15 protein-coding genes and 1 pseudogene are annotated in these 24237 nt (G+C 45.9%); 9 read left to right on the top strand and 7 right to left on the bottom strand.

Annotated features, from left to right (window positions below; translation table 11 throughout):
- The first annotated feature begins 141 nt into the window (after nt 1–141).
- On the top strand, nt 142–1443 hold the full coding sequence (locus ACLSU7_RS18540; RefSeq protein ID WP_413293383.1) for a hypothetical protein: 1302 nt from the start codon (nt 142–144) through the stop codon (nt 1441–1443).
- A 117-nt stretch (nt 1444–1560) separates the two neighbouring features.
- On the opposite strand, the gene ACLSU7_RS18535 is transcribed toward ACLSU7_RS18540, so the two are convergent.
- Together ACLSU7_RS18535 and ACLSU7_RS18530 are read right to left on the bottom strand one after the other, a co-directional pair.
- A complete protein-coding gene (locus ACLSU7_RS18535; protein WP_413293382.1) occupies nt 1561–3273 on the bottom strand; it encodes a glutamine--tRNA ligase/YqeY domain fusion protein in 1713 nt (570 codons plus the stop codon).
- Nucleotides 3274–3336: 63 nt separating this feature from the next.
- Nucleotides 3337–5412 carry an AarF/UbiB family protein gene (locus ACLSU7_RS18530; protein WP_413293381.1) on the bottom strand — a complete coding sequence of 692 codons (2076 nt, stop codon included), beginning with the start codon at nt 5410–5412 and terminating at the stop codon, nt 3337–3339.
- A 226-nt stretch (nt 5413–5638) separates the two neighbouring features.
- Between ACLSU7_RS18530 and ACLSU7_RS18525 the strand changes: the two genes are divergently transcribed.
- Nucleotides 5639–6772 carry a DUF3943 domain-containing protein gene (locus ACLSU7_RS18525; RefSeq protein WP_413293380.1) on the top strand — a complete coding sequence of 378 codons (1134 nt, stop codon included), beginning with the start codon at nt 5639–5641 and terminating at the stop codon, nt 6770–6772.
- Between the two features lie 60 nt (nt 6773–6832).
- Here ACLSU7_RS18525 and ACLSU7_RS18520 read toward each other — a convergent pair whose 3' ends face one another.
- The 4 genes from ACLSU7_RS18520 to ACLSU7_RS18505 form a co-directional block, all read right to left on the bottom strand.
- Nucleotides 6833–8074 carry a hypothetical protein gene (locus tag ACLSU7_RS18520; protein ID WP_413293379.1) on the bottom strand — a complete coding sequence of 414 codons (1242 nt, stop codon included), beginning with the start codon at nt 8072–8074 and terminating at the stop codon, nt 6833–6835.
- Complete coding sequence (locus ACLSU7_RS18515; protein ID WP_413293378.1) at nt 8049–9356, bottom strand: hypothetical protein; 1308 nt, start codon at nt 9354–9356, stop codon at nt 8049–8051. The genes ACLSU7_RS18520 and ACLSU7_RS18515 overlap by 26 nt, the downstream gene beginning before the upstream one ends.
- Nucleotides 9356–11869: a fibronectin type III domain-containing protein gene (locus ACLSU7_RS18510; protein ID WP_413293377.1), complete on the bottom strand. Its 2514-nt coding sequence runs from the start codon at nt 11867–11869 to the stop codon at nt 9356–9358. Before ACLSU7_RS18510 ends, ACLSU7_RS18515 begins: the two co-directional genes overlap by 1 nt.
- A 181-nt stretch (nt 11870–12050) precedes the next feature.
- Nucleotides 12051–15002: a hypothetical protein gene (locus tag ACLSU7_RS18505; protein ID WP_413293376.1), complete on the bottom strand. Its 2952-nt coding sequence runs from the start codon at nt 15000–15002 to the stop codon at nt 12051–12053.
- A gap of 251 nt (nt 15003–15253) precedes the next feature.
- Between ACLSU7_RS18505 and ACLSU7_RS18500 the strand changes: the two genes are divergently transcribed.
- Both ACLSU7_RS18500 and ACLSU7_RS18495 read left to right on the top strand, forming a co-directional pair.
- The gene (locus ACLSU7_RS18500; RefSeq protein ID WP_413293375.1) at nt 15254–16342 is read left to right on the top strand and encodes a hypothetical protein; all 1089 of its coding nucleotides are present in this window, start codon (nt 15254–15256) and stop codon (nt 16340–16342) included.
- Nucleotides 16342–16632: pseudogene (locus tag ACLSU7_RS18495) on the top strand (hypothetical protein); the annotation flags it as partial. The gene ACLSU7_RS18500 and the pseudogene ACLSU7_RS18495, both read left to right, overlap by 1 nt.
- 1076 nt (nt 16633–17708) lie before the next feature.
- On the opposite strand, the gene ACLSU7_RS18490 reads toward ACLSU7_RS18495, so the two are convergent.
- The gene (locus ACLSU7_RS18490) at nt 17709–19433 is read right to left on the bottom strand and encodes a SpoIIE family protein phosphatase (protein WP_413293374.1); all 1725 of its coding nucleotides are present in this window, start codon (nt 19431–19433) and stop codon (nt 17709–17711) included.
- 49 nt (nt 19434–19482) lie between these two features.
- On the opposite strand from ACLSU7_RS18490, the gene ACLSU7_RS18485 reads away from it, so the two are divergent.
- The 5 genes from ACLSU7_RS18485 (at nt 19483) to ACLSU7_RS18465 (ending at nt 24236) form a co-directional block, all read left to right on the top strand.
- Complete coding sequence (locus ACLSU7_RS18485; protein ID WP_413293373.1) at nt 19483–20256, top strand: hypothetical protein; 774 nt, start codon at nt 19483–19485, stop codon at nt 20254–20256.
- 155 nt (nt 20257–20411) lie between these two features.
- Complete coding sequence (locus ACLSU7_RS18480; protein ID WP_413293372.1) at nt 20412–21023, top strand: tetratricopeptide repeat protein; 612 nt, start codon at nt 20412–20414, stop codon at nt 21021–21023.
- Nucleotides 21020–22864 (top strand): hypothetical protein, encoded by a 1845-nt coding sequence (locus ACLSU7_RS18475; RefSeq protein ID WP_413293371.1) that lies wholly within the window; start codon nt 21020–21022, stop codon nt 22862–22864. Before ACLSU7_RS18480 ends, ACLSU7_RS18475 begins: the two co-directional genes overlap by 4 nt.
- Entirely contained in the window at nt 22854–23432 is a 579-nt protein-coding gene (locus ACLSU7_RS18470) for a hypothetical protein (protein ID WP_413293370.1), read from the top strand. Before ACLSU7_RS18475 ends, ACLSU7_RS18470 begins: the two co-directional genes overlap by 11 nt.
- 15 nt (nt 23433–23447) lie before the next feature.
- Complete coding sequence (locus ACLSU7_RS18465; RefSeq protein WP_413293369.1) at nt 23448–24236, top strand: motility protein A; 789 nt, start codon at nt 23448–23450, stop codon at nt 24234–24236.
- The last annotated feature ends 1 nt before the right edge of the window (nt 24237 follow it).

Raw genomic sequence — 24237 nt, 5'->3', positions numbered from 1 at the left:
ACTCACTGTCTAAATTTTGGTTTACACTTCCCCGGCTCCCGGAATTTCAGTGTCAAACAGTTTGCAGTTGGTGCCATTTTTCGGTGGGCACGATTTTGCAATACGAACATTCTGTGTCTCTTATAACTCTGGGGAGGGTTGATGAGAAATCTTCGTGGGAATCTGGCCAAACTATTTATTCTGATCGGTTCGGCGGTGACGATTGTCTCATTTCAGAACTGCTCTAAGGCAGCCTTCAATATCGATGCAAGAGCCAAACAATCCGCTCTGGATAATGGCACTGTGTTCGGCGCTACAGACAGCGCAGAGTACCCAGATGAAGGAACCAACGTTCCTGACAGCGCCGAATACCCTAATGAGGGCACAAACACACCTGACGGTTCAGAAAGCGAAGGACCGAATGTGCCTGATGATTCTGCGTATTCAAAAATCAGCGTGACACCAAACCCGGTTTGCGGTCCTAAAGTTGGCGATCTTTCTAAGCTTTCAATTCTGTCTACGACGAACAAAATCGTGGGCGTCCTTTACAAATCGACGATGGGTTCGATTGCTGCAGGAGCAACGGTTGTTCAAGTTTATGACTCTGAAGCTTACTCAAAAAGCTTTAAGGATCAGCTAGCGACTTCTAAAAACATCGAACTTCCTATCAGTGCTCCGCTGACTGAAGGTGTTTACTCTGTTGTGTTTTACGATGGCGCTAAGGCTTCCTCTCCTTATAAGTATTCAATGGATGGCGGCGCAAAGGCAGTCGCTCCAATGCTCGACTCCGTGGCTGCGATGCTCGATGTGAACTCAGCCTTCAGAATCGGCAAAGATGGCAAGCTTCAAGGTAAAGTTCAAATTGCTAACGTATTAGTTGGTTTCGAAGGCGACGCTGCTTGTGCGAACGCTGATAAAATTGACCCATTGCTATTGCAGCTGAACACGAAATCACCAAAACCGATTTCACTGACTTCTCCGCAAAATGGCGTGATGTTCGACCTTCTAGGTGCTTTGAACAATCACAAACCTGTGAAAACTGCTTGGTTCGCCTCTGCTGATACCGAAGACTACTTCCTGGTGCTGCCAAATGGCCAAGGTAAAGTTCTAGGTATCAACGAATTGTTCGGTGACGCCACTTTGGGGCCAGACCAAAAATTCGCTAAACAAGGTTTCGCGGCCCTGGCTAAGTACGATGACGACAAAGACAAAATCATCACTGGCGCGGACTCCGTATTCAGCTCTCTGAAACTATGGAAGGACAGCAATCTGGATGGTATCGCTCAATCCTCCGAGCTGCACTCTTTGGATGAAAAAGGTGTCATCGCAATCGACTTGAAGTTCGACCGCCGTTACAAAGAAGTCGACCAGCACGGAAACATGGTCCGCTATAAATCAGTGGTAGTGATGAAAGATAACAGCTACGGATTGGTTTACGACTTGTACTTAAGATTTATTAAATAAGTATCGAAAGAGAGAACAATAACAACAAAACGAATTAACCCTAAAAGCAAAAAGCCTGGTGATGAACCAGGCTTTTTCTTTTTTGATGCGGTGTACACGTAAACAGGACCTGGCACCCTAGTGGGAGGAGGCTAGGTCTACTACTTGGTTGAATACGAGGGCTTCTGGTTTGGAATCTTTGTTGTCCAGGCAGAAGTAGCCGACGCGTTCGAATTGGTAGCGGTTTTCTAGGGTGGCCTTTGCTAGGCTCTTTTCTAGTTTTGCGTTTTTGATTACTTTTAAAGAGTCAGGGTTCAAATTGGATTTGAAGTCTTGGCCTTCTGCTACGTCTTCAGGGTGCGCTACTTTAAATAGGCGACCGTACAGGCGTACTTCGGCGTCCACGCAATCTGTTGCTGATACCCAGTGAACGATACCTTTGACTTTGCGACCGTCAGCCAGTGGCTTACCACCCAAAGTTTCAACGAAGTATTCACAACGAAGCTCTTTGATTTTGCCAGAAGCATCTTTGATGACTTCATTGCATTTAATCACGTAAGCATTGCGCAAGCGCACTTCGCGGCCTGGGCCCAAACGGAAGAAGTCTTCTGTTGGATTTTCCATAAAGTCAGAAGCATCGATGTAAACTTCTTTAGTGAATGAAAGTTCACGCTTACCAAGTTCTGCATTTTTTGGATGAACAGAAGACAAAATAGTTTCTTTATGGCCCTCTGGCAGATTCGTGATCACGACTTTAATTGGATCCAAAACCGCCATCGCACGATGAGAAACTTCATCCAAGTGATCGCGAACGCATGCTTCCAGGATATCAAACTCAATCAAGCTTTCAGCTTTCGAAACACCGATACGTTTTGCAAAACGTTGGATCGATTCAGGAGTGTAACCACGTCTGCGAGCAGCAGAAATAGTCGGCATACGAGGGTCATCCCACCCGTTCACCAAACCTTCTTTCACCAATTGCAAAAGTTTACGCTTACTCATCACGAAGTAAGTCATGTTCATACGAGCGAACTCGTACTGGTGCGGCTCACCTGGAACATCCACATTTTCCACACACCAGTCATAGAATGGACGGTGATCTTGGAACTCAAGTGTACAGATAGAGTGCGTGATCATCTCCTTCGCATCAGACAATGGATGAGCATAGTCGTACATTGGGTAAATGCACCACTTGTCACCTGTGCGGTGATGGTGCGCTTTACGGATACGGTACAACAATGGATCACGCATGTTCATGTTTGGTGATGCCATGTCGATTTTTGCACGCAAGATATGTTGGCCTTCTGCGAACTCCCCCGCACGCATGCGACGGAACAGATCCAAGTTTTCTTCAACCGAGCGCTCACGGAATGGAGAGTTCTTACCCGGGTGAGTGAAATCACCACGGTTCACACGAACTTCTTCTTCGTTTTGAGAATCGACGTAAGCCTTACCGTCTTTGATCAACTGTTCAGCCCATTGATAAATTTCTTCGAAGTAGTCAGATGCGTAGAATAAGTTTTTGCCCCAATCAAAACCCAACCACTTCACGTCGTTCATGATCGACTCAACGTATTCCGTGTCTTCTGTTTCTGGATTGGTATCGTCAAAACGCAGATGGCAACGGCCGTTGTATTCCTGAGCCAAACCAAAATTCAAACAAATCGATTTCGCGTGACCCAAGTGAAGGTAACCATTTGGTTCCGGTGGAAAGCGTGTGACCACTTCTTTCACTTTGCCTGATTCAAGATCTTTTTCGATGATTTGTTTTAGAAAGTTCGCGCCTTCAGCAGGTGCTTTTTCGTTGGTCTTTGGAGCGGCTTTATTATTGGAATTATTGGGCTTATTCATAATCCATTAAGTACACCCGCCGCCCCCTAAAGTGTCAAGTCCAGCCCCCGAAATGCGGTGCTTCTAGTTAAAAACACGGGAGCAAGAGATGGCTGCCGCAGGTTTTGGTGCAGGAGGCAGAGGTTTACTCAGGAAAGCACGGCGTCCCGATTCCACAAGTTCTAGAGTTGAAAGCCGATCCTTGCCCACCAGAGTACCAATCACCTGACGCGGTCTTAGAATAGCTACTTTGGACATGATTTGAGTCAAATCTTTCTTACTGCCACTGTCTTCCAAAAGTTTTTTAAGAATCGTCAAACCACGATTGATATTGATAAAGTCATACGGCAAACGCAGTCCATGATTGAGCGCCCACTTTGTCCACTCATCGGCAGAGGCATCTTCCTTGGTTTTAAAGCCAAGTTTTACTTTAGCTGTCACCAAAGATTTAAATTTTGCTTCCGTCACCGAATTTGCGGATTTATTGCTAATATCCCACAATGACTGACCAATCAGTTTGGCGTCCTGTAATGTCAACGCAGTTTGAAGTAAAAGAATATTATCTTGCAACTCCCGAGTGATTTTTCCGCCCATACCGAAATCAAGTAAGTTCACGCGGATCTTTTCATCACCGAATTGCACCAGGAAATTTCCCTGATGAAGATCGGAGTGGTAAAAACCTTCACCGAATAGAGTTTCAGTACCCCACAGACGAACCAAGGCTTCGACCACACCTTGTTTCAGTTGAGGTACAACGTCACTCCATTGTTTCGCTTCTTTATCAAGCTTTTGACCCAAGACCATTTCCTGAACCATCAGTTTTGTTTTTGAACCCCTCGGCGGATAGATTTCAGGCACGTGAAATTCAATAACGTTTTTATGCCCCGGAGTATCCATAAAGACTTCTTGATTGTAGCGAGTCGCCGCAAACTTTTGACGAGAAACAGTGTCCTCCTGACTCAACTCTGCAGTCACTGTTGCTGTCACATCAGAAACCAAAGGTGAAATTTTTGGCATCCCTGACTTCATCAATGCCGGATTCACATCCAAAATCTCTGCCACTTCTTTGAGGATACGTGAATCTTCCTGCACACGATGTTCAATCCCCGGCTTGATAAAACGAACGACAACATCTTGACGGTGACCGTTGAGCAAAATCTTTGCGCGATGAACCTGCGCCATGGTTCCAACGCCCAAAGCCTTTTGTTCAAAATAGATGAATTCGTAGTTCTGTCTTTCCGCTTTCAACAGTTCTTCAACCTGACGGTATGGAACCGGGCGAACGGCGTCTTCAAGGCGTTTAAAGACAATCGTCATTTCGGGACTTAAATCCCCCTGACGAGCGACGATCTGTAAGAGCTTTTGCAATTGAGGACCCGCGTTTTGAACCATGACCTCAAACTTATGCATATCATCGGCACGAATATCGCCACCTAAGAACGAGGACACGATAAGCTTTTTAGAATTCAAAGACAGTCTGGCGAAATACTCTGAAAGCATCGTCTGCATAACGATTTTTACCGAAGGATCTTGAGTCGCTGCCAACCCCGATGTCGCGATCTTTTCACCAATACGATCGAACTCTTTTAAATGTCCTTGAAAAAGCTTATCGCTGTTTTGCAAAAACATATATTTCAGCGCTTTATGACCTTCACCGCTTTTATTTAGCAGTTCCAGAGCACGCGTCATGATCAAAGGACTGACCAAAGCTTCTTTGCCACCGGCAGTCTTTTCAGCCATGGCTTTTAATTGCTCCGACTGCCAATCAATATAGTCATCGATTTGTCTCTGCACGCGGTAACTTGTTGCTTTAAAGATCTGCATCGGACGAGGACCGTCCTTTTCAATAAGATCCAAATCCAAGTTCACACTTTGAGTGTCAGGCCACTGCCCACGGAATGCCGCTAAGAATTCATTAAAGCTTTTAACTTCGACATCCTGAACAGGTTTTTGGGAAACAGCTTGAAAATATTTAATACCGCGATCCAGGATTTTTTCCTGTTGCTCCAGGCTTTCACCAGAAGCCATCAGGGCATAAGTCACTGCAAGTCTTTGCTCGAAAGAAAGGTAGAGACCTGTATCCTTAGGAGCCGCTTGCGCGACAACTCCCAGTGACATTAAGATCACGAGTAATGTGGTTTTTAAAAACTTACTCACCATACACACACTTTCAGCAAAAACGAAAAATAAGGAATGATCTTATTCATTTAGTGCAGGAACCACGCCGACCTCATCCTTATATATAGGCGTCGCAAGATGTTTACCACCTGTGCAGCAGCCAACGATTGTCACTGGAATCTGAACTCCCTGACTCCTTAAGATTGCTAAGGTCACAATCTTGCAATGCTGCCTTCTTCGGAATCGTATTTTTAAAGGAGTCTAGGAAATGAAGACTGTTCTTCGATATATTACATTTGGAGTCGCGGCACTTCAGGTTAACGCTGCGATGGCTGGCAATTTTGCGTCCGTGCCTAAAACCCCGACATCTCCGCCTGCAAAAACAGCTTCAGCGCCGATCGATTGGAACAAGAGTTCCTTGGATTATGTGACTCAAGGAAACGCCCAGAAGGATTCCGTTCAGGAAGCGATAAACAATCGTAAATATTTAAAGCAAGTCGACATCGAGCGCGTGACCCGTGCAAAAATGCAGGATGATCAAAAGCGCATGATGCTAAAAGGTCAGGTGATCAGTATCGACACTCGTGACCAAGAAGCATGTCTGGCGATTCAAAAAGAACTGCTAAGCAATAAGACTTTAAAAGCGATGAATGATGTCAGCGGCCTTTGCGTGCAGGACAATCAAAAACCCATCGCGACGGTCACCGTACTCAGTGAGTCGAACGAGGTTCAATGGCAACGAGAACTAAATATCAGTAAATACACTTCGACCGACAAGAACATCATCACTTCCACTCGTAACGTGGCGCTGGCGGCTTTGGGTGTTGCGGGTGTTCTATATTTGATGCCTGAGAGTGTCTCAAAATGGGACAAGTCTAAAATGAAGAACCTTCCTAAGAACTGGGAAGAGAACATTAAAGCCGGTCCCCACATGGATAAAGACGACTGGATGATCAATTACATCGGTCACCCTTACTCAGGAGCGGCCTACTACCAAGTGGCGCGTAATGAGGGCTTAAGCATGATGCAATCCTTCGGTTACTCAGTACTGATGTCGACATTCTTTTGGGAGTTTGGTGTGGAGGCTTTTGCAGAACAACCATCGATTCAGGACTTATTCGCAACTCCAATTGTAGGCTCTATCCTGGGCGAGATCTTCTATCGTGCAGAATTAAAAATCAAAGCCAACAACGGTGAGCTTTTAGGCTCAAAACGCCTGGGTGCTTTTGCGATGATCGTGATGAATCCAATGGGTGTAGTGGCTGATAAGATCAATGATTTGATCGGTAAAGATATAGTTCAAGATGCAAGAGCTCATCTGACTGTTCGTAAAGCTCCAACAACGAATGCTGAAATTGAGCGCGGCAATGTTTGGGGTATCGAGATGCAGTTTAGGTTTTAGTTCAGAATCGAAATAAGGAAACAAAAAAGCCCGGAACCAACCGGGCTTTTTTTATTTAGCCTACTCCGCCGGAAGAACGCAGCGGATCTCGCCAATGTTCACAGAAGAAGACGAAGGTGTAAAGTCAAACCGGGAATGATATCGCCCTGACGAAGAAAGCATGCGATATCCCGCGTTCGTATCGGATGTTTGAGTCGCATTCCAACTTGGATTAATAACACCATTACCCGTCACCTGAGCTTTCGACAGATAAGTCGAAGAATAAGATGTCGCTGTGATCGGCAATCCCATCGGAACCACGTAAGCCGTATAATTCGTGTTCGAGTACGCCAACAAGCCACCAGAGAATTTTGTATTCTCGATCACATAACCCGTCGATGCTCCCGTAATATTGTACAATAAATCCCAGTTACCGTTATCCAGTGGAGAGATTAAACCCGTTGTCACCACTGGCGACGCTGTATTGCCACTGTACCACAGCATGTCTGACTGGAATTTACGGCCGTAAGGCTCCTGAACCCCATATCTGGATTCACAATCAATTGTGGCCTTAGCACCGATCATATAAGACTTGGAATTCGAACCCTGTGTTGAGACCTTCATCATTTCTTTATACTGAGGGAAATTAACGGTATCCAATAAGTCAGCGACATTGCCGGGCACTGTATCTGGATTCGAACTGTACAAGTCACAACCAAACACCGTTTGATGGGACGTTGTACCGTTGTAAACGGTCGCAAACGAGGCAAATGATGGGAACGCATAGAGCTCGCCCGTTAATAAGGCAGGACCCGAGTAAACCACCAACTCACGCTGACGACTGAGTCGTTTCGTTCCATAGTTAGGATCCGATTGCGTTGAACAAACTTGTGCCGCATTGTAGTTGTTAATACCGATATTAATTTTTCCGCGTCGACCCAGAATGGCAGTATTGATAACACCATTTTCATAATAGCCAGGATCGTTCGTAACCATACCTTGCACTTGAGCGGTGCCGTCAGCCAAAGGCAACGTACTAGATAAAGAAGTCCACGTTGTACCAGTCGCAGTGCTAAATGCAGTCGCACGATAACAATAGTTACCGCCTGAGGCTAACTGATAATAGACGTCGCCCAACTTACCTTGGCTTGAAGTGGGAGTTGATGTTCCGATACAACTGCCATCCACATTCGTGGTATCACCTGGTGAAGAACGCGTTCCGCACTTGCCACCTTGGGATTGCATCGTCCAATTACATCCCGTTTCCCAACGATCTACGAAGAGATTATAACCAAAATCATAATATCCAGGATCGAATGTCAAAAGCAGGATTATTGCCGCCCGTATTGTAGGGGACGGCTGCCACACCCGTATAAACGCAGCGATTATGGCTCATCGGATCGGATGCCTTATTCATCTGCTGACACATATCGTAGTTTGCAGCATCACGCTGAACTAACACCATGTTTTTGGGCGGAATCGGAACCAGAATTGACACTTTTTCCAGAGCGTCAGTTGACGTCGGCAAAGCCTCGACCCAGCGATCCGAGGTCGCGGTATCGGTATGCACCAATGACATCGAATAACGATATTTTGCTGGAGACGCCGCCACTTCGGTATCTCGGCAAGTCACAGTTCCAGAGCTCGCAACGGCATCAGAGCACACAACACAGGCAGAGGTCGTAGCACTTGTACAAACCACTTTGGTCGAGCTATCCATCGCATTGCCTTGCAGTGCACGGGTGATAACGTATTTTGCGGTACTACCTTGCGTACTGAAGGCGTTAAAAACCAACTCCACTTGACGCCCGGACGGAGACTTAAAGCTGTTTGCCGGATTGGCTTGAGCCCCCGGAGCTTCACCAAACGCGCGAACCAACATCACATTTCCCCATTGAGGAATGTTCGCGCCGTCATAGTCATACCCAACCGTTAATGTCGATGCATTGAAAACAACGTCGTTACCATCTTCTTTAGCTAACGAAGTCACGTACGCTTGGGCACTAATAATATAAGGAAAACCCGTACGAAGACCTGTGATCTCGATTTCGGTATCCGTCCCAAGTCCTTCAGCCAAAAGTGTTTTTGTACCGCCAGTACTTGTTTGACCGTAAACTCTGATTTTATCTACGACAGTCGAAATGTTGTTGAAATTTACTTTTAAGGAAGTTCTTGAACCGGATGTGATGGAGCTAATCCCAGCCCAAGAAACTGATTTCACAGTTTTCGTGTTGCTGTCCTCGATATCGTTCTGATCGACAGCATTCACTTGGTAAGTGTAAATCGCTCCCCAAGTAACAGTTCCATCCATATAAGAGGTCAGGGAATTGGCAACAGTGCTTAGCAAGGTTTTCTTAGCACCGTTTACTCTATAGATCTTATAAGCCTTAACCAACGCCGTATCCGTCACCGCAGGCCAAGTAATAAGAATACCTGTTACTTTATTTACAGCAGAGGCCACACCCGTAAATTGAGACCCGTTAATTTGACTTTCAGAAGAGAGAGTCGACGTCGCTTTATTGCTCTTATCTAAATAGCTAAAGCAACCCGTCAATGACAGGAACAAGGAAGAAGATAGTAAGTAATAAATAATTTTCTTATTCATTACTCAGCCTCCACTCCGCACAGCAAACCAGAGACATTATAGCCCGCTGAATCTGCCATACTAAAGCTCCAACGTCCGGTATCCTCACCCGATGACGTCATTACAAAGCCGGTCATGTTTTGGTCATTAAATGGAAATCTGGCTGTTGCACGACTGCCCGACAAACCGATGTGTGCCGTTCCCAGTCTGCCAGATGCTGTCAATTCGCTGAGTGTACGGAACGTCTGACTTCCCCCCGTCCAAGTACAAACTGGCGCACCCAACGGAGCAATAAACTTGGTCATATTCACACTAGCATTGCAACCATAGTAACTGGTTTGCGTCGGCGTCGGTTGCATCCAAATATAACGACCGTATCCAAAATAGAAGCCTCTATTCGGAGCCATCGTACCGTTGAACGAATAGTTCGCAAAATCTGAAGCGCTGACGTCAAGATCAGATCCCGACATACCTGTCGCATTTGCTGGACTTGTACCGAAATTTGAGTTTGCGAAGTAATCAGAGAAGATAATGCCAGGGCTATAGAATGTGTATGGATCTTGAATACCAAATCTTGAAACACACTGCGAAGTCGCCGTATTTCCGATAAAGAATCTTTCACCATAACTGTATGAATTAAGAACTGTACCGTTCACTGTCATTGCCGTCTGATAATTCGAGCTGTTTAGATAAGCCGTGATTGCCGCATCACCGGTTGCGCCACTTGCAAGAGCCGCCGTCGGGTTACATGTCGTATTATTTGGAGCATCAAAAACACTCATAGCCGTCGTCACAGCATTAGGTTCACCAGGGATGTAAGGCATTGGTGAAGCCACAATGTATTCACGTCGACGCAGCAGACGTTTAGAACCATAGTCTGAACTTTGCGCATTACAAATTCTCGCCGCACCAGCAGGAGTCATTCTGTGAATCGGTGGACGGAATTTATTCCCCGTCGCACCAGGATCGATCGTTGTGGCTTTAGCGATATCAGCCAAGGACAAGCTTGTTGCATCTTGACCCACGCTGTACCAGTTCGTCGTACTACCGCCCAAATTTACCGTATCAATGAAGCAATCTCCATTAGATGTGTTATTGGAGAAGCCCAACATCACGCGGCCGCCGCCATTTTTGGTTGGATAAAGGCCTGTCAGACCACCCGTTCCCGTTGTGAAGACTCCGATACATCCGCCGCCACTGCTGGATTGACCGGTCACACAGCTGTTCACGTTTTGCGTCCAGTTACATGCAACCTTATAGCGATCCACCAACATGTTGTAACCAAAATCATAGTATCCGTTATCGTAAGTTCTAACGGGTTTTGTCGGTCCTGTCGTCGAAGGAACGGCACCCAAGCCCGTATACACGCAGCGCTGATTGTGACGAGGATCACTGGCGGCGTTGATATTCAAACACATTTCGTAGTTTGCAGCATCACGCTGTACCAACACCATATAATCTGACGGTACGTGAGCCTTTACTGTATAAAGCGCTTTATTGGAGCAATCATTGGAATTTTGGCATGGAAGTTCCTCGGTGTATTCCACACCCGCGGAATCTTTTTTAACCAAAGTAATCGCGTAATAATAAATCTGCGGAGGAGAAGCCAGGGCCGTATCCTCACAGTACTGAGTCCCCGTCACTTCACAAACTTTACAGGAAGTGGTCGACGTCGCCGTACAAGCCGTTGTGACCGTCGTATCAATAGATGTCGTCGTTGAACGCATCACACGATATTTCGTAGTGCTGTTGGCATTGCTAAACGGAAGCCAGGTGATATTAAATTGACGAGCTTTCGGGCCAGACGTTGCATTCGGAGCCGTACCGTAACCTTGAAAGTTCAAAATGCCGCGATAATAAAATGTCGTATCATTATCTTTACCACTTCCGAAACTATCGGAGTAAGTCTGACCTAAGATAGTTGAGTCATTGCCGTCTTCGGCACCCAAGTAACTCATATAGGCGCGAGCGTAGAATTTGTAGTTCACTCCAGAGCGCAAACCTGTGACGTCAATGTTTTCCACATTGCCGTTAGCGGTAGCCACCAAAGTGGCAGCCGAACCACCGTTTTTTGGCTGAGCATAAATTTTAATTGAATCAAACGCACCCGTCGAACCATTCAGTGAAATTGACGCCGTTGTTTTACCGGTGATAGTTACGCCCGCAATACCATAAAATGTAACCGTTGAAACTTGCTTTGTGTTTCCGTCTTCTTCACCTGTTAAGGCATCAATCGCCAAAACTTTGTAAGTATAAATTTGACCTTCCGTCAAAGAGTCAGAATCTGTAAATGAAGTTGAATCCGCATCAACACTGCCTACAAGCGTCCATTGATTGGAACCAGAAGAGTTCGTACGCAAAGAGTAGACGTTGTAACCCAGAGTTGCTCTGTCTGCTTTTGTCCAAGAGACTTTAACTGCTGAAGGATAACCACCCAGATTTTTCGCAGTGGTTGCACCGACGAACCATGCAGATGAACTTGCGGTCAAAGACGCAACTTCACGGGCTTTCAAACATCCCGTTAACGTAATCATAAAAATGATTAGGAAACATTTCATGATTTTATAAAGGTTCTTTGACATCGGCGAAGCACTCCATTTGCAACGTAAACCAATGTACTTATCGGAATTTGTTGGGATTTTTATAGGCCCAGATTCAGATTGAGACGGTGATTATTGACTCCAAACACCAGTCCCCTTCATATTTTAGCCTCAATTACATACAACTCGAGGCCGCCGAACCGTTTTGGAACTTCACAATGACGTCGCGGGAGATAGTTCCTCCCCGACCATCGCTCAGGGTCAGGCTGTAAGTCCGAGATATCGTCGAAGTCCCGGCATTAAGGCAGGATGGTAATTTGATGGTCCAAAGATTCGTGCTGCTAGCTATCGTGCCAGGGACGCCAGAATTTGTGAACGCCAGCGTATAACTGTCGTTCGTTAGATCAGGATCTGTATAAGTCAGCTGATTGGTATAAGTTTTTTGCCATGTATTCCCTGACTTCGTATTCTGCGCAAGATTTATACAAATCGTAAAGGCGCTCGAACTTGAATTCGCACTACTGCCCGTACAACCATAGCTTCCTGCTGCAAGGCCAATTGCCGTTGGAGCGCGGTTGGTATTATTAATAGTCACACCGACAGAGATCTGAGTTTCGAGTGTGAACGTGTCATTCGCAATTTCAGAGGGAGTCTCATTGTCTGAAGTCCCCGGCTGACGAACAACGTTGAAACTTACGATATAATTTTTGCTTGTGCCCGGCAGTGCCACATCACCATCTGTATAGTTTGGCGAAATAGTGAATAAGAAATCCTGTGTGCCATGTCCCTCCAAAGACCCAGGAGAAACAATCATCGCAGCACGACAAGTTCCCATACCGCCGCTGACGTAACAGGATGGACTGGAAACATTGTAAGTATACTGATTCACATCGGCAACAGATTGTGAAATCGCACGCAGAACGAATACGGAGCTTTGTCCCTCGTTCACCACGATAGTAGGAACTTCGATATCATTTTGCAGAATTTTTAAAATCATGGGTGCCGGACTCGAGGCGATCACAAGTTTGAACGCGTGGGATGCAGAGTTTCCTCCCGCATCCGTCACCGTCAATTTCACATAGTAAGTGCCTGCATTTCCATATTGCGGCATCCACGAACCCGAGAATCCCGAGCGCGATAAACTGAAATTCAAACCAAAGGCCGAACACGTACTGACATAAGGATCTCCAAGTGCCGTCGTATTCGCCTGACATGCCCATGACAAAGACTCTCTGGAGTCGTCATCCGTGATATCAGGGTCAGTGAACATTTCATCAACCGGCAATTGCAACAAGAGGTTTTCGGTTCCCGCTACTTCCGCAACGTCCGGAGACGTAATTTCAGTCACGGCGCGATTCGTATCCTCGACCGCAAAGGTCACGGCATCAGATTTAGAACTTAAGCCGTTCGCATCTGTTGCAGTCACCTGGAAACTACATTCATCGCGAGAGGTATAGGCCGGGTAACCACTGAGTACCACCTCTCCCGAACCATTGATTGAAAGTGACGCTGTATCCGACCAATCACATCGACCATTCGTTGAGGAAAAAGTATAAGTTATGGCTGTAGGGTTCGGGCTCGGATCTAAAGCCTTACCCATCACCAAGCTAAATGCCGTACCTTCTTTTAAATTCGTATCCGTTCCGCCGGAAATCCATTCTGGTGGGTCATCTGCATTCGTCACTGGGAATGTGGCGGTTTGTGTTGCCAGTACAACGCTTCCATCCAAATTTGGATCTGTCGCTGTATCGTATCGCAAAGAGTATGTGAACGTGATCGTCGTATCCTCGCCGATACCTTGCAGGTAACTTGGAATATAAGACCAGGTAATGATAGGATTCTGTGGATCTGTTTTATCCTGCACCCAATTGGATAAAACCCCCGCACCGGTTGGGAAACCCGTGCGAATTGTACCAACACCCTTGACTGTTAGTAGTAATGGGTCGCCCTCTGGATTGGTAATTGGAATCGTCACATCGGAAGAGGCTCCCTCGATGAAAGCACCGGTTAAAGTCGATGCAAACACTGGAATTTGAACAGCGTTCACCATGATTTTACCTTGAGCAACGTGATTTGCCGATGTCGAAGTTGTCACTAATACTTGGAATGGATAGTTCGAACCTGCCAACGCATTTCCCGGAGACCATCTTACCACTCCAGCTGTGCTAATAGTCATCCCTGCCGGGCCCGAAACAAGCGCGTAAGTGACGCCTAAGTTTGGCGTAGCCGCTGGATTATCGATATCTCTGCAATAAGAAGTCAGTGCCGCTGTGTTGATGCGGTTTGCTTTCATTGTTAACTGTATGGGTTCGTCACATTCAGGGGCACGGTTTGCACGACCAACTTCAAAGTGGATTTTAACTCGGCTGCTGAAATCCACACTCTCAGTAAATGTGGGAGCGAAGTCCGCCATAACTTGGTCTTCATTTGTGAAAGTATAAATCATGGGCGAACCGGCTGCCGTCGCCGTACTGCCATCAGCGCGAGTCATCACCCAATTCGCTGCTTGAATTTTAGTGCTGGAATTTAAGGGATTCACAGCAATGACATTCGCAGAAACCGTGGTCTGCTGCTTACCAATCGCCGTCCCATAACCGTTCGTGGTCAGCACAGGTGTACTCCACGCGTAATAAATCGCTTCCGGTACCCAGTTATAGGCAATCGTCAGACTTGGATTTTCCCGAGCCAGGATCTGCGTAATTCCCGCCACCAAGTCAGAACGACTTTGAATAAAGGCCAGCACCTGACTGCTGGTTTGAGTGCGGCAACTTTGACAGATAAGCTCAACACTCGTGACCATCGAGGAGAATGCATTTTGAGAAATCTTTAAGCTCGGGTTCGTGAAGCCCCACTTAAGCAACCACAACAAAGCTGTGGTTGTGTTGGTAACCGGAACGTCGGGTCCCAGTAGTGGTGCCTCGAATAAGAAATCTCCGCTCGGATGAGAATCAACGAAGACCTTGACAGTCAAATCCAGAGGCTGCGCGACCGCAGGATTTTTTCTATCACCATAATCACCATCTAAAATCGTAGTTGGAACTTTAAGCACGCCGCCTTCGTTTGTGACTTCAGTGACGAAAACACCAAGACCATAAACATCTGTCGGAGCATTATAGAATACGCGCACGCTTGCACCAGCGGACAAATAGTACGCCGGACTCGCAAGAGCATTCTGTGAGCCTGAACTGCTAAGCTCACTTTTCGAGCATCCCAAAATGAGACACATCGATATAAATAGTAGGAAATACGCGCGCATATTAAACTATTCGGTACTGTTCCCTACCATCTTTAAGAAATAGTCAAAATCCGAGTGACCTCATGAGGTAAGTTTCAAGTACTGGTCTACCCAATTGATACTGGGGAACATATAGTTTCAAGATGATATGGTCGCGAATTTTTCTTTTAACGGTATTTACGAGTTTGTCTGCTTTAGCCCAGACCTCCTCGACCGTTAAGACAGAGGGTGACACTAAGAAATTTTCCAAAGAAGACCTCGATCAACGCTTGGGCAAAGACTGGAAAGGGATTCTGTACGTCTGCAATCCCTACTGTGAATTCATCTCTGTTCGCGAAGAAAAATCCTGGAATCCCCCGATAGAAAAGCGCGACGCCGACTATGAGCATTTAAAAATCATCGCTCAATCGGATCCCCTTTATCCCCTTTTGATTTCCCGTAATCCCGTTCTACCTTTCATCAATCAAAAGGCCTTAGCTTCCCAAAAAGAATCCATCCCTACCGAAATCAAACCACCCAAATATGCGGTTTATAATTTCAATTGGGGTTATGCGGTTTCCGGCGGGATCCTCTTATCCCAAAGTTCTTGGACTGGAAATACTCAATTGCAAACAGATCTATCCTCGGAGGGTGCACAGTACGCGCCTTTCGTCCAGGTGCAATTGATGCGCGGTCAACCCACACGCCTTCGTTCTTTCTGGATTCAACATGAATTGCTAATAAACTATGCCACGTCACCGGGATACAAATCTCAGGATATCAGTTTGTCAGCGACAAACTCTCAACAATCGTTGGGTTATCAGGCGTGGCTGACATTTCCGACCTATAAAATCGGTCCCCGCATTATTTACGATAACGAAACTTGGACGACGTCCACGAATTCTCTGCAGCACTTTTCCTTTGATCGTCAGTCATGGCTATTGGGAGTTTCTGCAAAATGGAATCACTGGATTGTGAACTTTGACACGGCCATCATGTCAAAGATCTCTGAAGCCCAACAATTTCGCCAAGATCCATTTACATTGAACTGGTACCGCCTGAAAGTTCAAAAGTGCACCGCCGACATTAATCTCTACGACATCACTTTCGGATTTTGTGGCGGGGGCTTGGTGCTTTTGGACCAACAAAAAGCCGCGCTGGCAAACAACATTCTTCTTTCCGGGGAAAGTTCCCTGGAGCGTACTGATTTCGGCGCCTTTTTTTCTATTCGAATTGGTGAGGATCTTTACTGATGGTTTCACAAGCGGCTCTGTCTTTAATTTTGATGCTCGACTACTCCGGTTCCATGGAGCAGCCTTTGGACAAAACTCCAAAGATTCAGATCGTGCAAAATCAGGTGCACGCGCTTCTATCTTCGGTTCCTCCTCAGGCAAGTTCCGAAGCCATTGTGTTCGGTACCAGACCTGAAAAAGAATGTAAGGACGTTCGCATGATGACTGGAAAAAATGCGACCCTGCAAAAACAAGTAAAAGAGATGAAACCGGGAGCTTTTGGTAAAACACCGCTCACCCAGGGTTTTAAGGCGTTAGTGAGTCGCTTACAAAAATATCCTGGCACTCGCGCGGTCGTGATCACCGACGGTGCTGATACCTGCGGCGAAAATCCTTGTGAGTATTTAAAGCAAGTCGATTCCAAAATTAAAACCGAAAAGCCCTATGAGATTTTTATGGTCGGATTGGATCTTAAAGAAGACAGAAGCCAGATGCAGTGCTTTAAAGATTTGAATCTTAAAAACTTCACCATCAACTTTGCCGATATTGATTCCAAAGAAGATCTTTTGAATCAGTTAAAAGCTTCGCAATCTTTAAACAAAGAGATTGAAACGGAAATCAAAGATTCCATGCGCACCGGAAATACTAATATCAAAATTTTTAAAATGAAGGGCCAGGGTAAATCAGGCTCCGCTGGTGCTAGTAACGATAAAGATAAAAAACCTCCAACACCCGCAGCTCATTTAGAAATCACGGGTGCCCCTGAAAACGCGCATTTTTCGATTTCAGGAGAAAGACACACTCAGACTTGGGAAGGACCTTTTGCCATCGCCGTCCCTGCAGGTGAATATAAAATCCGCTTTGAAGATGCCAACAATGGTATTGAAATTACGTTTAAACTGGCAGCAGGGACGCTCACTCGAATTCCCTGGGCACAACTGATGAAGCACTCGGTGGGCGAGATTGATATGAACGAGATGGCTCTCACCTTGAAGTGGACTCCGGAAGCATCGACGAAGGAAATCCACGGGGACATTAAGCCCATTGAGACTCTTGCGAGCTTAAACAACAAGGCCGTGGCCCTTCCAAGTATTCCTTTTGGAAAATGGAATATTGAGGTCGTCTCCCCGCCTTGGCTGGCAAAAAGGATGAAGCCAAGATCTGTGGTTATTGCAAACAGTACGAAAAATAAAATCAATATCACTGAACTTTTTGGGGATGAAATTAAGTGGGTGGATGCCCCGAAAACGACGGGGCCCCAAGTGATGGTGATTCAAAACAAGGACGCCCAGGAAGAAAGACATTTCCTTCCGGCCGGTCAATACAAGCATATTCCCATTTTAAAAGAGTCTGAAGCCAACTGGCTTACGCCCGAAACAACTAAGAATTAGTGCGTCGTCGGGCCCTCCGGATTGTGTTTTACGATAAAGTACGAAAGATCGTCGATTAGACCGGACTGCCCACGCCACTCATTTGTGTCCTTCTTAGCCATATTCAAAATCGCATCAGCAGCAATCGAGTCATTCGTTACTTTGGTCAAAACTTTAAGGATCCGTCTTTCCTCGAAAGCTTTGTTTTCACTATTCACGATATCTTTAAGACCGTCAGAATAGAACAGGAACACACTGCCCGCCTCAAATGAAATAGATGTTTCCGAGAATTCAGCATCCAAGGACTCACCCAAACGTGGACCATTTACTTTTTCAAAGACCTTAATATCCGTGCGTTTCATACCATCGCGAGGTGTAAAAAAGTATGTCGGTTCGTGGCTGGCGTTACAATAAGTCATCGTGTTGTCGCGCTTATTAAAAGAAGCAATCAAACAGGTCATATTCAAAGCACCGCGGGAGGTTTCAAAAACTGCTCGGTTCATCGCTTGCATCAATTGCGCGGGACCTTGAAGATTTGATTTGAAACTTGCTACCACAGCACAAGCCGCTGAAGTAATAAGTGCTGACTGCAGTCCATGTCCGGTTACGTCACAAATACAAACGATAAAGTGATCTTCGGTTTCAACGTACGTCCACCAGTCACCGCCGCACTGACTTGCTGGCTCATAAAACCCCGCGAACTGATACTTGCTATTCGAGTATATATCTAACGGGAAAAACTTTCTTTGTAAGTCAGAAGCTAAAACCATCTCTGCATCAATGCGGGCTTTTTCTTCGTGTACTGTCATTAATTGCTTAATGTGCGTCACCATGTCATTGAAAAGACCCGCAAGTTGACCGACTTCGTCTTTGGAGCCGACTTCCAGATGCACGTCCATTTGACCTGCACCGAAGTTTTGCATGGCATTTCTAAGTTTCACCACGCTTCGGATTAAAGCGCCTGACGCAAACAAAGCTGCCATGATGGTGATGATCATCAAGGCCACGGCGAAAATAATACCGCGGTAAACGAAGAAATAAGCGGCCCTCTCGGGAGCTGATCTGGCCGTCAACGATACGATTAACAAAGACTCATTGGGGATTCGATAGAAGTTTAAGAGATAGGTTTCCCCGTCTCGTTTGTCTTTGATTTCAACACGCCCTTTTTCAAAGTTCGTGTCGAAGATGTCTTTAACGCCATTACCCACAATTGAAGTCAGCTCACGTCCGATCGGAAATCCCGGAGGCCCCGCTATCACGTAACCATCATACCCGACCAGGATGTTTTCACTGATACCGCGCTCGGCGAAATAAACTTCCAGACGGCTTCGATCAAATGCAAAGAGTTCATAATTGTTTTTGACCTTATGGCAGTAGGTGTAAACCATACGACCTTCGATTTCGATCCAAGTGATGCTTCTTAAGCCCGAACACATCGCAGCCGCATAGGTTTTAATAATGCTGACTGCTTGATCTTTTTGAACTCGACCCGCTACATCCAAAACGTTGTTGAAAGATGAATCCACATGGGCAACAAAGAGCGCTTCTTGCGGATCGTTCTTCATGCGCATCAAATTCAAATCGATCTGACTGGCGATGTACCGGGATTGAAGCTGATTCCACTCATATACGAAAGCCTTTTTGTCATCGACGAATGTGACGACAGATAGACTTAAGAAAACCAACAAACAGATTGTTGGTAAAAGGACCATCCCCAATAAAAGTTTAATTCTGAAGCTCATCGAAATTATTTTCTCAACAAATTATCGGTTAGGCAATATCATCTGAACAGTGAACAGCAAACGATCAGAGCTTATCCTAAAATTGTATGGTGTCTTTTCAGGATTTCTGATCCTTTATATTGCCTATTATTTCGCTACTCACACAAGTCCAATAAAACAGAAGAACAATCCTGAAGAATCTAAGAAGTATCCTGTTATTGGTAGAATCGTCTTCCTGGACGGTGACGTTCGCGTGCGCATGGCCGGTGAATTGCTCTGGCTTCCGGGAAAAGAAAATGACCTCATTCACGATAACGACAACGTCTTTACCGGCACGAACGGCAAAGTCCATATTTACCTTGCACAACAGACGAATCTTTACATAACCAAGGATTCTCTGGTTCGTATCACTCGCCGAAACAATTTAAACACGATTCACTTGGACGAGGGCCAGGTGCAAATGTCTTCTGCAGCGGACGAATCCGCGGTTCTTCAGGTCAATGATCGCTCTCGCCTCTTAAAGCTCACTGGGGTTGAAGAAAAAATGTCTTATCAGGGTGAGCGCAGCAGACAACGTCAGCAAAAAGCGCAACTTTCCGCAGCACCACCGGAAACTTTTTCGGCCGCACAAAGTGACATCCCCCAAGACCAAAGACCTCTCGACACCCCGTCAGACCTGAGCGAGGAAGTATCGAGCTCGACTGGCCCAACGACTGAAGAAAAGAAAGTTGACCTAGACGACGAGACCACGATGAGTTTTATCGTCTGGCTTTCCGTCGGGTATGGGATTTTTTCGCTTCTGGCGGTCAAAGAATTTGTGTCCATGCGGAAAAATGAAGGTTGATTGTTCGCTAGACTCTCCTTCTCCGAAAATCCATTTGGAGTCACAGAATTGTTTCCTCGCTCACATTTGGAAACAATCTCACCTTAAGTCCACTGTGTAAAAACTCTGTTAAGCCGATAGTTCCTGAGAAGAAATTCGCATTTCCGGAGGAAACAATGGCACTAAACAGAAAGCTACTTATGACAGCAATGTTGTTGTTGAGCGCATGCTCATCAAAGCTTGTTGTACAAAGCGAGCCTTCGACTGCTGCTGTTTACATCTCTGTCACTGGAAAATCAGATCGCGTAAAAGTGGGTGATACTCCCCTGGAACTTACGGAAGTTCAAATTGCGGAAACTTTGAAATTAAGCCCTGAATCTTCGAACTGGGTGGAATTTACTTTCGAGAAAAAAGATCACGAAACAAAAACCATCATGCTGCCATCAAACCGTTGGGGTGAGTTGACTCGTATCGTGAAGGTTAAAATCAAACCTTCGGATGAAGCCTCCACTACTGCTACTAAGATTTTAAAGTACTTCTTCAATGCCAAGAAATTTGTCGAGACTCGCCAGTTTGAGGCCGCTCACCAGGAAGTGGATAAAGTTCTTGCGATTGACAGCCAAAACTCCCAAGCCTTAACCATGAAGGCGGGTATTTACTATTTGCAAAGCAATATCGATGAAGCTCGTAAGCTTTATAAGAAAGCTTTGGAAATTGATCCAGGCTCAAGCGACGCCATCAAGATGCTTGAGAAAATTCAGCGCGACCAAGGGGGAACGATCGAATGAGATTGATCTTAGCCCTGCTCGTTCTGTTTAACTCTTGTTTCGCATTCGCCCAGGCCAACAACCTGGCGTCTGACGTCGTGAGTAAGCGTAACGCGATTGAAAATGAAGTGCGCCGCAACTTGGAAGATCTTATTTCCACACGCCTGGAAAAGAAAACTTTCAACGTGGCTGTGCGTGCTCAGCTAAGCCCGATCCAGCCTCCTAAGAAAGAAAAAGAACCTGAAGCAGAAAAACTGCCAGAGGGTATGGACATTGGCTCTATCGACGTTCGTAACGTTGTTGATTCCTATGAACGTAAGATTGAAGAGCTAAAACTTAAAAAAGAACAGGCTAAGGAAGAAAAACAATTCCAGATTTCATCATTGGAAGTCTTCGTGGGTCTGGACACTGAGGCCTACCCTGAATCTTACGTCAAAGATCTTAATAAATGGTTGCAAGACCGTTTAACCAAAGATTATGGCCGGGTGGCTAAAGCGACAGTGGGTAAGATCTCTTTGAAAAAAGAAAAACCTAAAGATGCAGTTCCCGTGAAGGAAGTTCCGCCAGAAACTTTGGCGCAACAACTTCGCAAATGGGCACCAGTTATTGCCGCAGCTCTTTTAGCCTTGGCTCTGTTCATTATGGGTCTTTTGCTAAGATCCGGCATGGCTTCGATCGCTTCTGCGCAAAAACCTCTGACTATTGAACAAAAAGGTGAACTGGCCCTTGAAGGAACAGGCACCGATGCCTTAGGTGGCGAAGCGCAAGAGCAATTGCCAGCTCCTGTGGGCCGTCTTGCCAGTGAAGAACTGGACATGATGATCAAAAAGATCGCTTTCGTGTGCATGGAAATCGGTGCACGTACGAATGAGCTGATTAAAGTATGGATTGATGCCAACGAAGAGGGTTTTGCTAAGACTGCTCTCCTTGTGGATTGTTTAATTACGGCTCGTGAAAAGATCATGAAAGAAACTGGCGCAATGGCAGCCCTTCGCATCCCGCTGGAACAAGAAATGATCTCTAACTATGAAGAACATCTGGCTGAAGCCTATCGCAATGTCGGTATGATGGATGACCCAGAAAAATTGACGATGCTGAAAGGCATTTATTGGGATTTGATCAGCGTTCGAACGTTGGGTATCCAGTCTTTGCGTCGTCCATTTGACTTCTTAAATCAGGCTTCTTCTGCTGATGTGAGAGAGCTTTTGGATCACCAACCGGATGATACTCGTGCTTTAGCGATGATGTACCTTCCAAAAGAAACTCAATCAGACATCCTGACCAATATGGATGAGTTCAATAAATTGAACACCATCCGTAGCATGTTACTAAACGCTGAAGTGGATGTGAAAAAGATCTGGGATCATGACACGAGCGTTAAAGTGGTTGTTGAGTCACAACAATCCAAAGAACAAACGCGTCTGGTCAATTTGTTCCCAAGAACTTTGGAAGCGATTCAGACTCTTACGCCAGTCGACGAAATTACGACTTTGCGCAAAGTTTCTCCTTCTCTTCCGATGGATGGCCGCAACTTGAAACACAACTATGTGACGTTGGCCTTTGTTGAGGAATGGAAACCAGATTACATCCGTCGCTTGACGCAAATTGCGACCGCGGAAGAAGTATTGAATTTGATCCGTGTAGTTCCTCAAGCTCAGGAAGCGATCCTGGCACAATGTCCTCCGATGATGAAGACGATTTTGTCAGACGATTTGAAATTGAATTCGAAAGTGGATCTGAACGTTCAGAACCAAAAAGTGAAAGCTTTGAAGGCAAAATGGGCGAAGCTACTTCAGGCCGAAAACATCACGATTGCACGCATCTACGTGGACCGTGAGATGGGAGCAGCAAATGTTGCTTAGATCTTTGCTACTCTCTTTAGTCTTCACTTTCGCAGCCTTGCCAGCAGCTCACGCGGGTTTCCGTGTGGCTGGTGGCTTAGGTTTGGGTACGACGTCGACTTCCAATGAAATTTCTGAAGATGAAGGTCCGATGACGATGTTGATTTCTGTCGACTACGTCTATCATTCAAAGCTTTTGCTGGGCTTTGAACATTTGCGCTCTTTATCGATGAGTCCACCCGCTTCTTCGAACTCGTTTTCTGGTTTGTATTTTCAATGGTATTGGAATGCAGTTCCAACACCGTATGTGACAGCAGATAAGCTGAACACGAATGAAATCGTGTTTCGCGATATTGGATATTTTTGGGGCACGGGAGTGGGTATCGCGCAATCCGCAAACCTTCCGGACGCCCAAGGGAAAACTTCGAATGCGGCAGGTTTTTACCTCTCCCCGCGCGTCGGTGCTGATCTTCAGCTCACGAATCGCATGGGAGTTCGCGGAGAATTCATCATGGCAACGACGGTGATCGGCACGGGTCAAATCATGTCGATGTCTTTGGCGGGTTCCCTGTATTTTAGTTTTAATTAATTAAGGAGTACGGCAATGAATTTATCAGCACTATTAGGTCTTTTGATGGCCTTCTCAGTTATGATCGGAGCGATGGTAACATCGACTGATAAAGCTAAGATCTTCTTAGATGCGCATGCCTTTGTCATCGTTATCGGCGGTACAATTGCAGCGAGTCTTCTAAGCTTCTCTGCTAAAAAACTCCTGGCACTGGGTAAAGTGTTCTTTAAAAGAACTCTGGGTAAAAATGACGACATCAATGTTGCGATCACTGAAATGGTGGATCTGGCAAAAGGTTACCGCGAAAACGACAACTATCTACGCGACAAATACGCTGGATTGAAAACTCCATTTTTAAAAGAAGCGATCGGCATGCTGAATGAAGGTGCCATCGACACGGATCAAATGGATAAAATCCTGAACAAACGTGCCCACAACATGGCTCACCGTCACGAGGAAGATGCGGAGATCTTTAAGGCTCTGGCAAAGTTCCCTCCTGCGTTTGGTCTGTTGGGTGCGGTTATCGGTATCATCTCTTTGATGGCAAATATGGGTGGCGCGGATGCTGCTCAAAAAATGGGTCCTTCCTTTGCGATCGCCCTGGTTGCGACGATGTATGGTATCGCTGTTGCGAACTTTATCTTTTTGCCACTGGGTGAAAACTTGGCCAAGGCGAATCGTATGGATCAAATCATCCGTCAGATGGTGATCGATGGTTTTAAACTGATCCGCGATAAAAAGCATCCGATCGTTGTGGAAGAAAGCATTAAGAGTTACCTGCTTCCAAGCGAACGCGGTGAATCTGCTAATAAGAAAGCGGCTTAGT

The sequence above is a fragment of the Bdellovibrio sp. HCB185ZH genome, assembly GCF_047302455.1.
GTDB lineage: Bacteria > Bdellovibrionota > Bdellovibrionia > Bdellovibrionales > Bdellovibrionaceae > Bdellovibrio.
Note: the sequence above shows the minus strand (reverse complement) of the source record. Positions and strands in the feature narration are given on the sequence as shown.

Coding starts and splice junctions, on each gene's coding strand:
- ACLSU7_RS18540 (WP_413293383.1), top strand. CDS start 142: ATGAGAAATCTTCGTGGGAATCTGGCCAAACTATTTATTCTGATCGGT.
- ACLSU7_RS18535 (WP_413293382.1), bottom strand. CDS start 3,273: ATGAATAAGCCCAATAATTCCAATAATAAAGCCGCTCCAAAGACCAAC.
- ACLSU7_RS18530 (WP_413293381.1), bottom strand. CDS start 5,412: ATGGTGAGTAAGTTTTTAAAAACCACATTACTCGTGATCTTAATGTCA.
- ACLSU7_RS18525 (WP_413293380.1), top strand. CDS start 5,639: ATGAAGACTGTTCTTCGATATATTACATTTGGAGTCGCGGCACTTCAG.
- ACLSU7_RS18515 (WP_413293378.1), bottom strand. CDS start 9,356: ATGAATAAGAAAATTATTTATTACTTACTATCTTCTTCCTTGTTCCTG.
- ACLSU7_RS18510 (WP_413293377.1), bottom strand. CDS start 11,869: ATGATTACGTTAACGGGATGTTTGAAAGCCCGTGAAGTTGCGTCTTTG.
- ACLSU7_RS18500 (WP_413293375.1), top strand. CDS start 15,254: ATGATATGGTCGCGAATTTTTCTTTTAACGGTATTTACGAGTTTGTCT.
- ACLSU7_RS18490 (WP_413293374.1), bottom strand. CDS start 19,433: ATGAGCTTCAGAATTAAACTTTTATTGGGGATGGTCCTTTTACCAACA.
- ACLSU7_RS18480 (WP_413293372.1), top strand. CDS start 20,412: ATGGCACTAAACAGAAAGCTACTTATGACAGCAATGTTGTTGTTGAGC.
- ACLSU7_RS18475 (WP_413293371.1), top strand. CDS start 21,020: ATGAGATTGATCTTAGCCCTGCTCGTTCTGTTTAACTCTTGTTTCGCA.
- ACLSU7_RS18470 (WP_413293370.1), top strand. CDS start 22,854: ATGTTGCTTAGATCTTTGCTACTCTCTTTAGTCTTCACTTTCGCAGCC.
- ACLSU7_RS18465 (WP_413293369.1), top strand. CDS start 23,448: ATGAATTTATCAGCACTATTAGGTCTTTTGATGGCCTTCTCAGTTATG.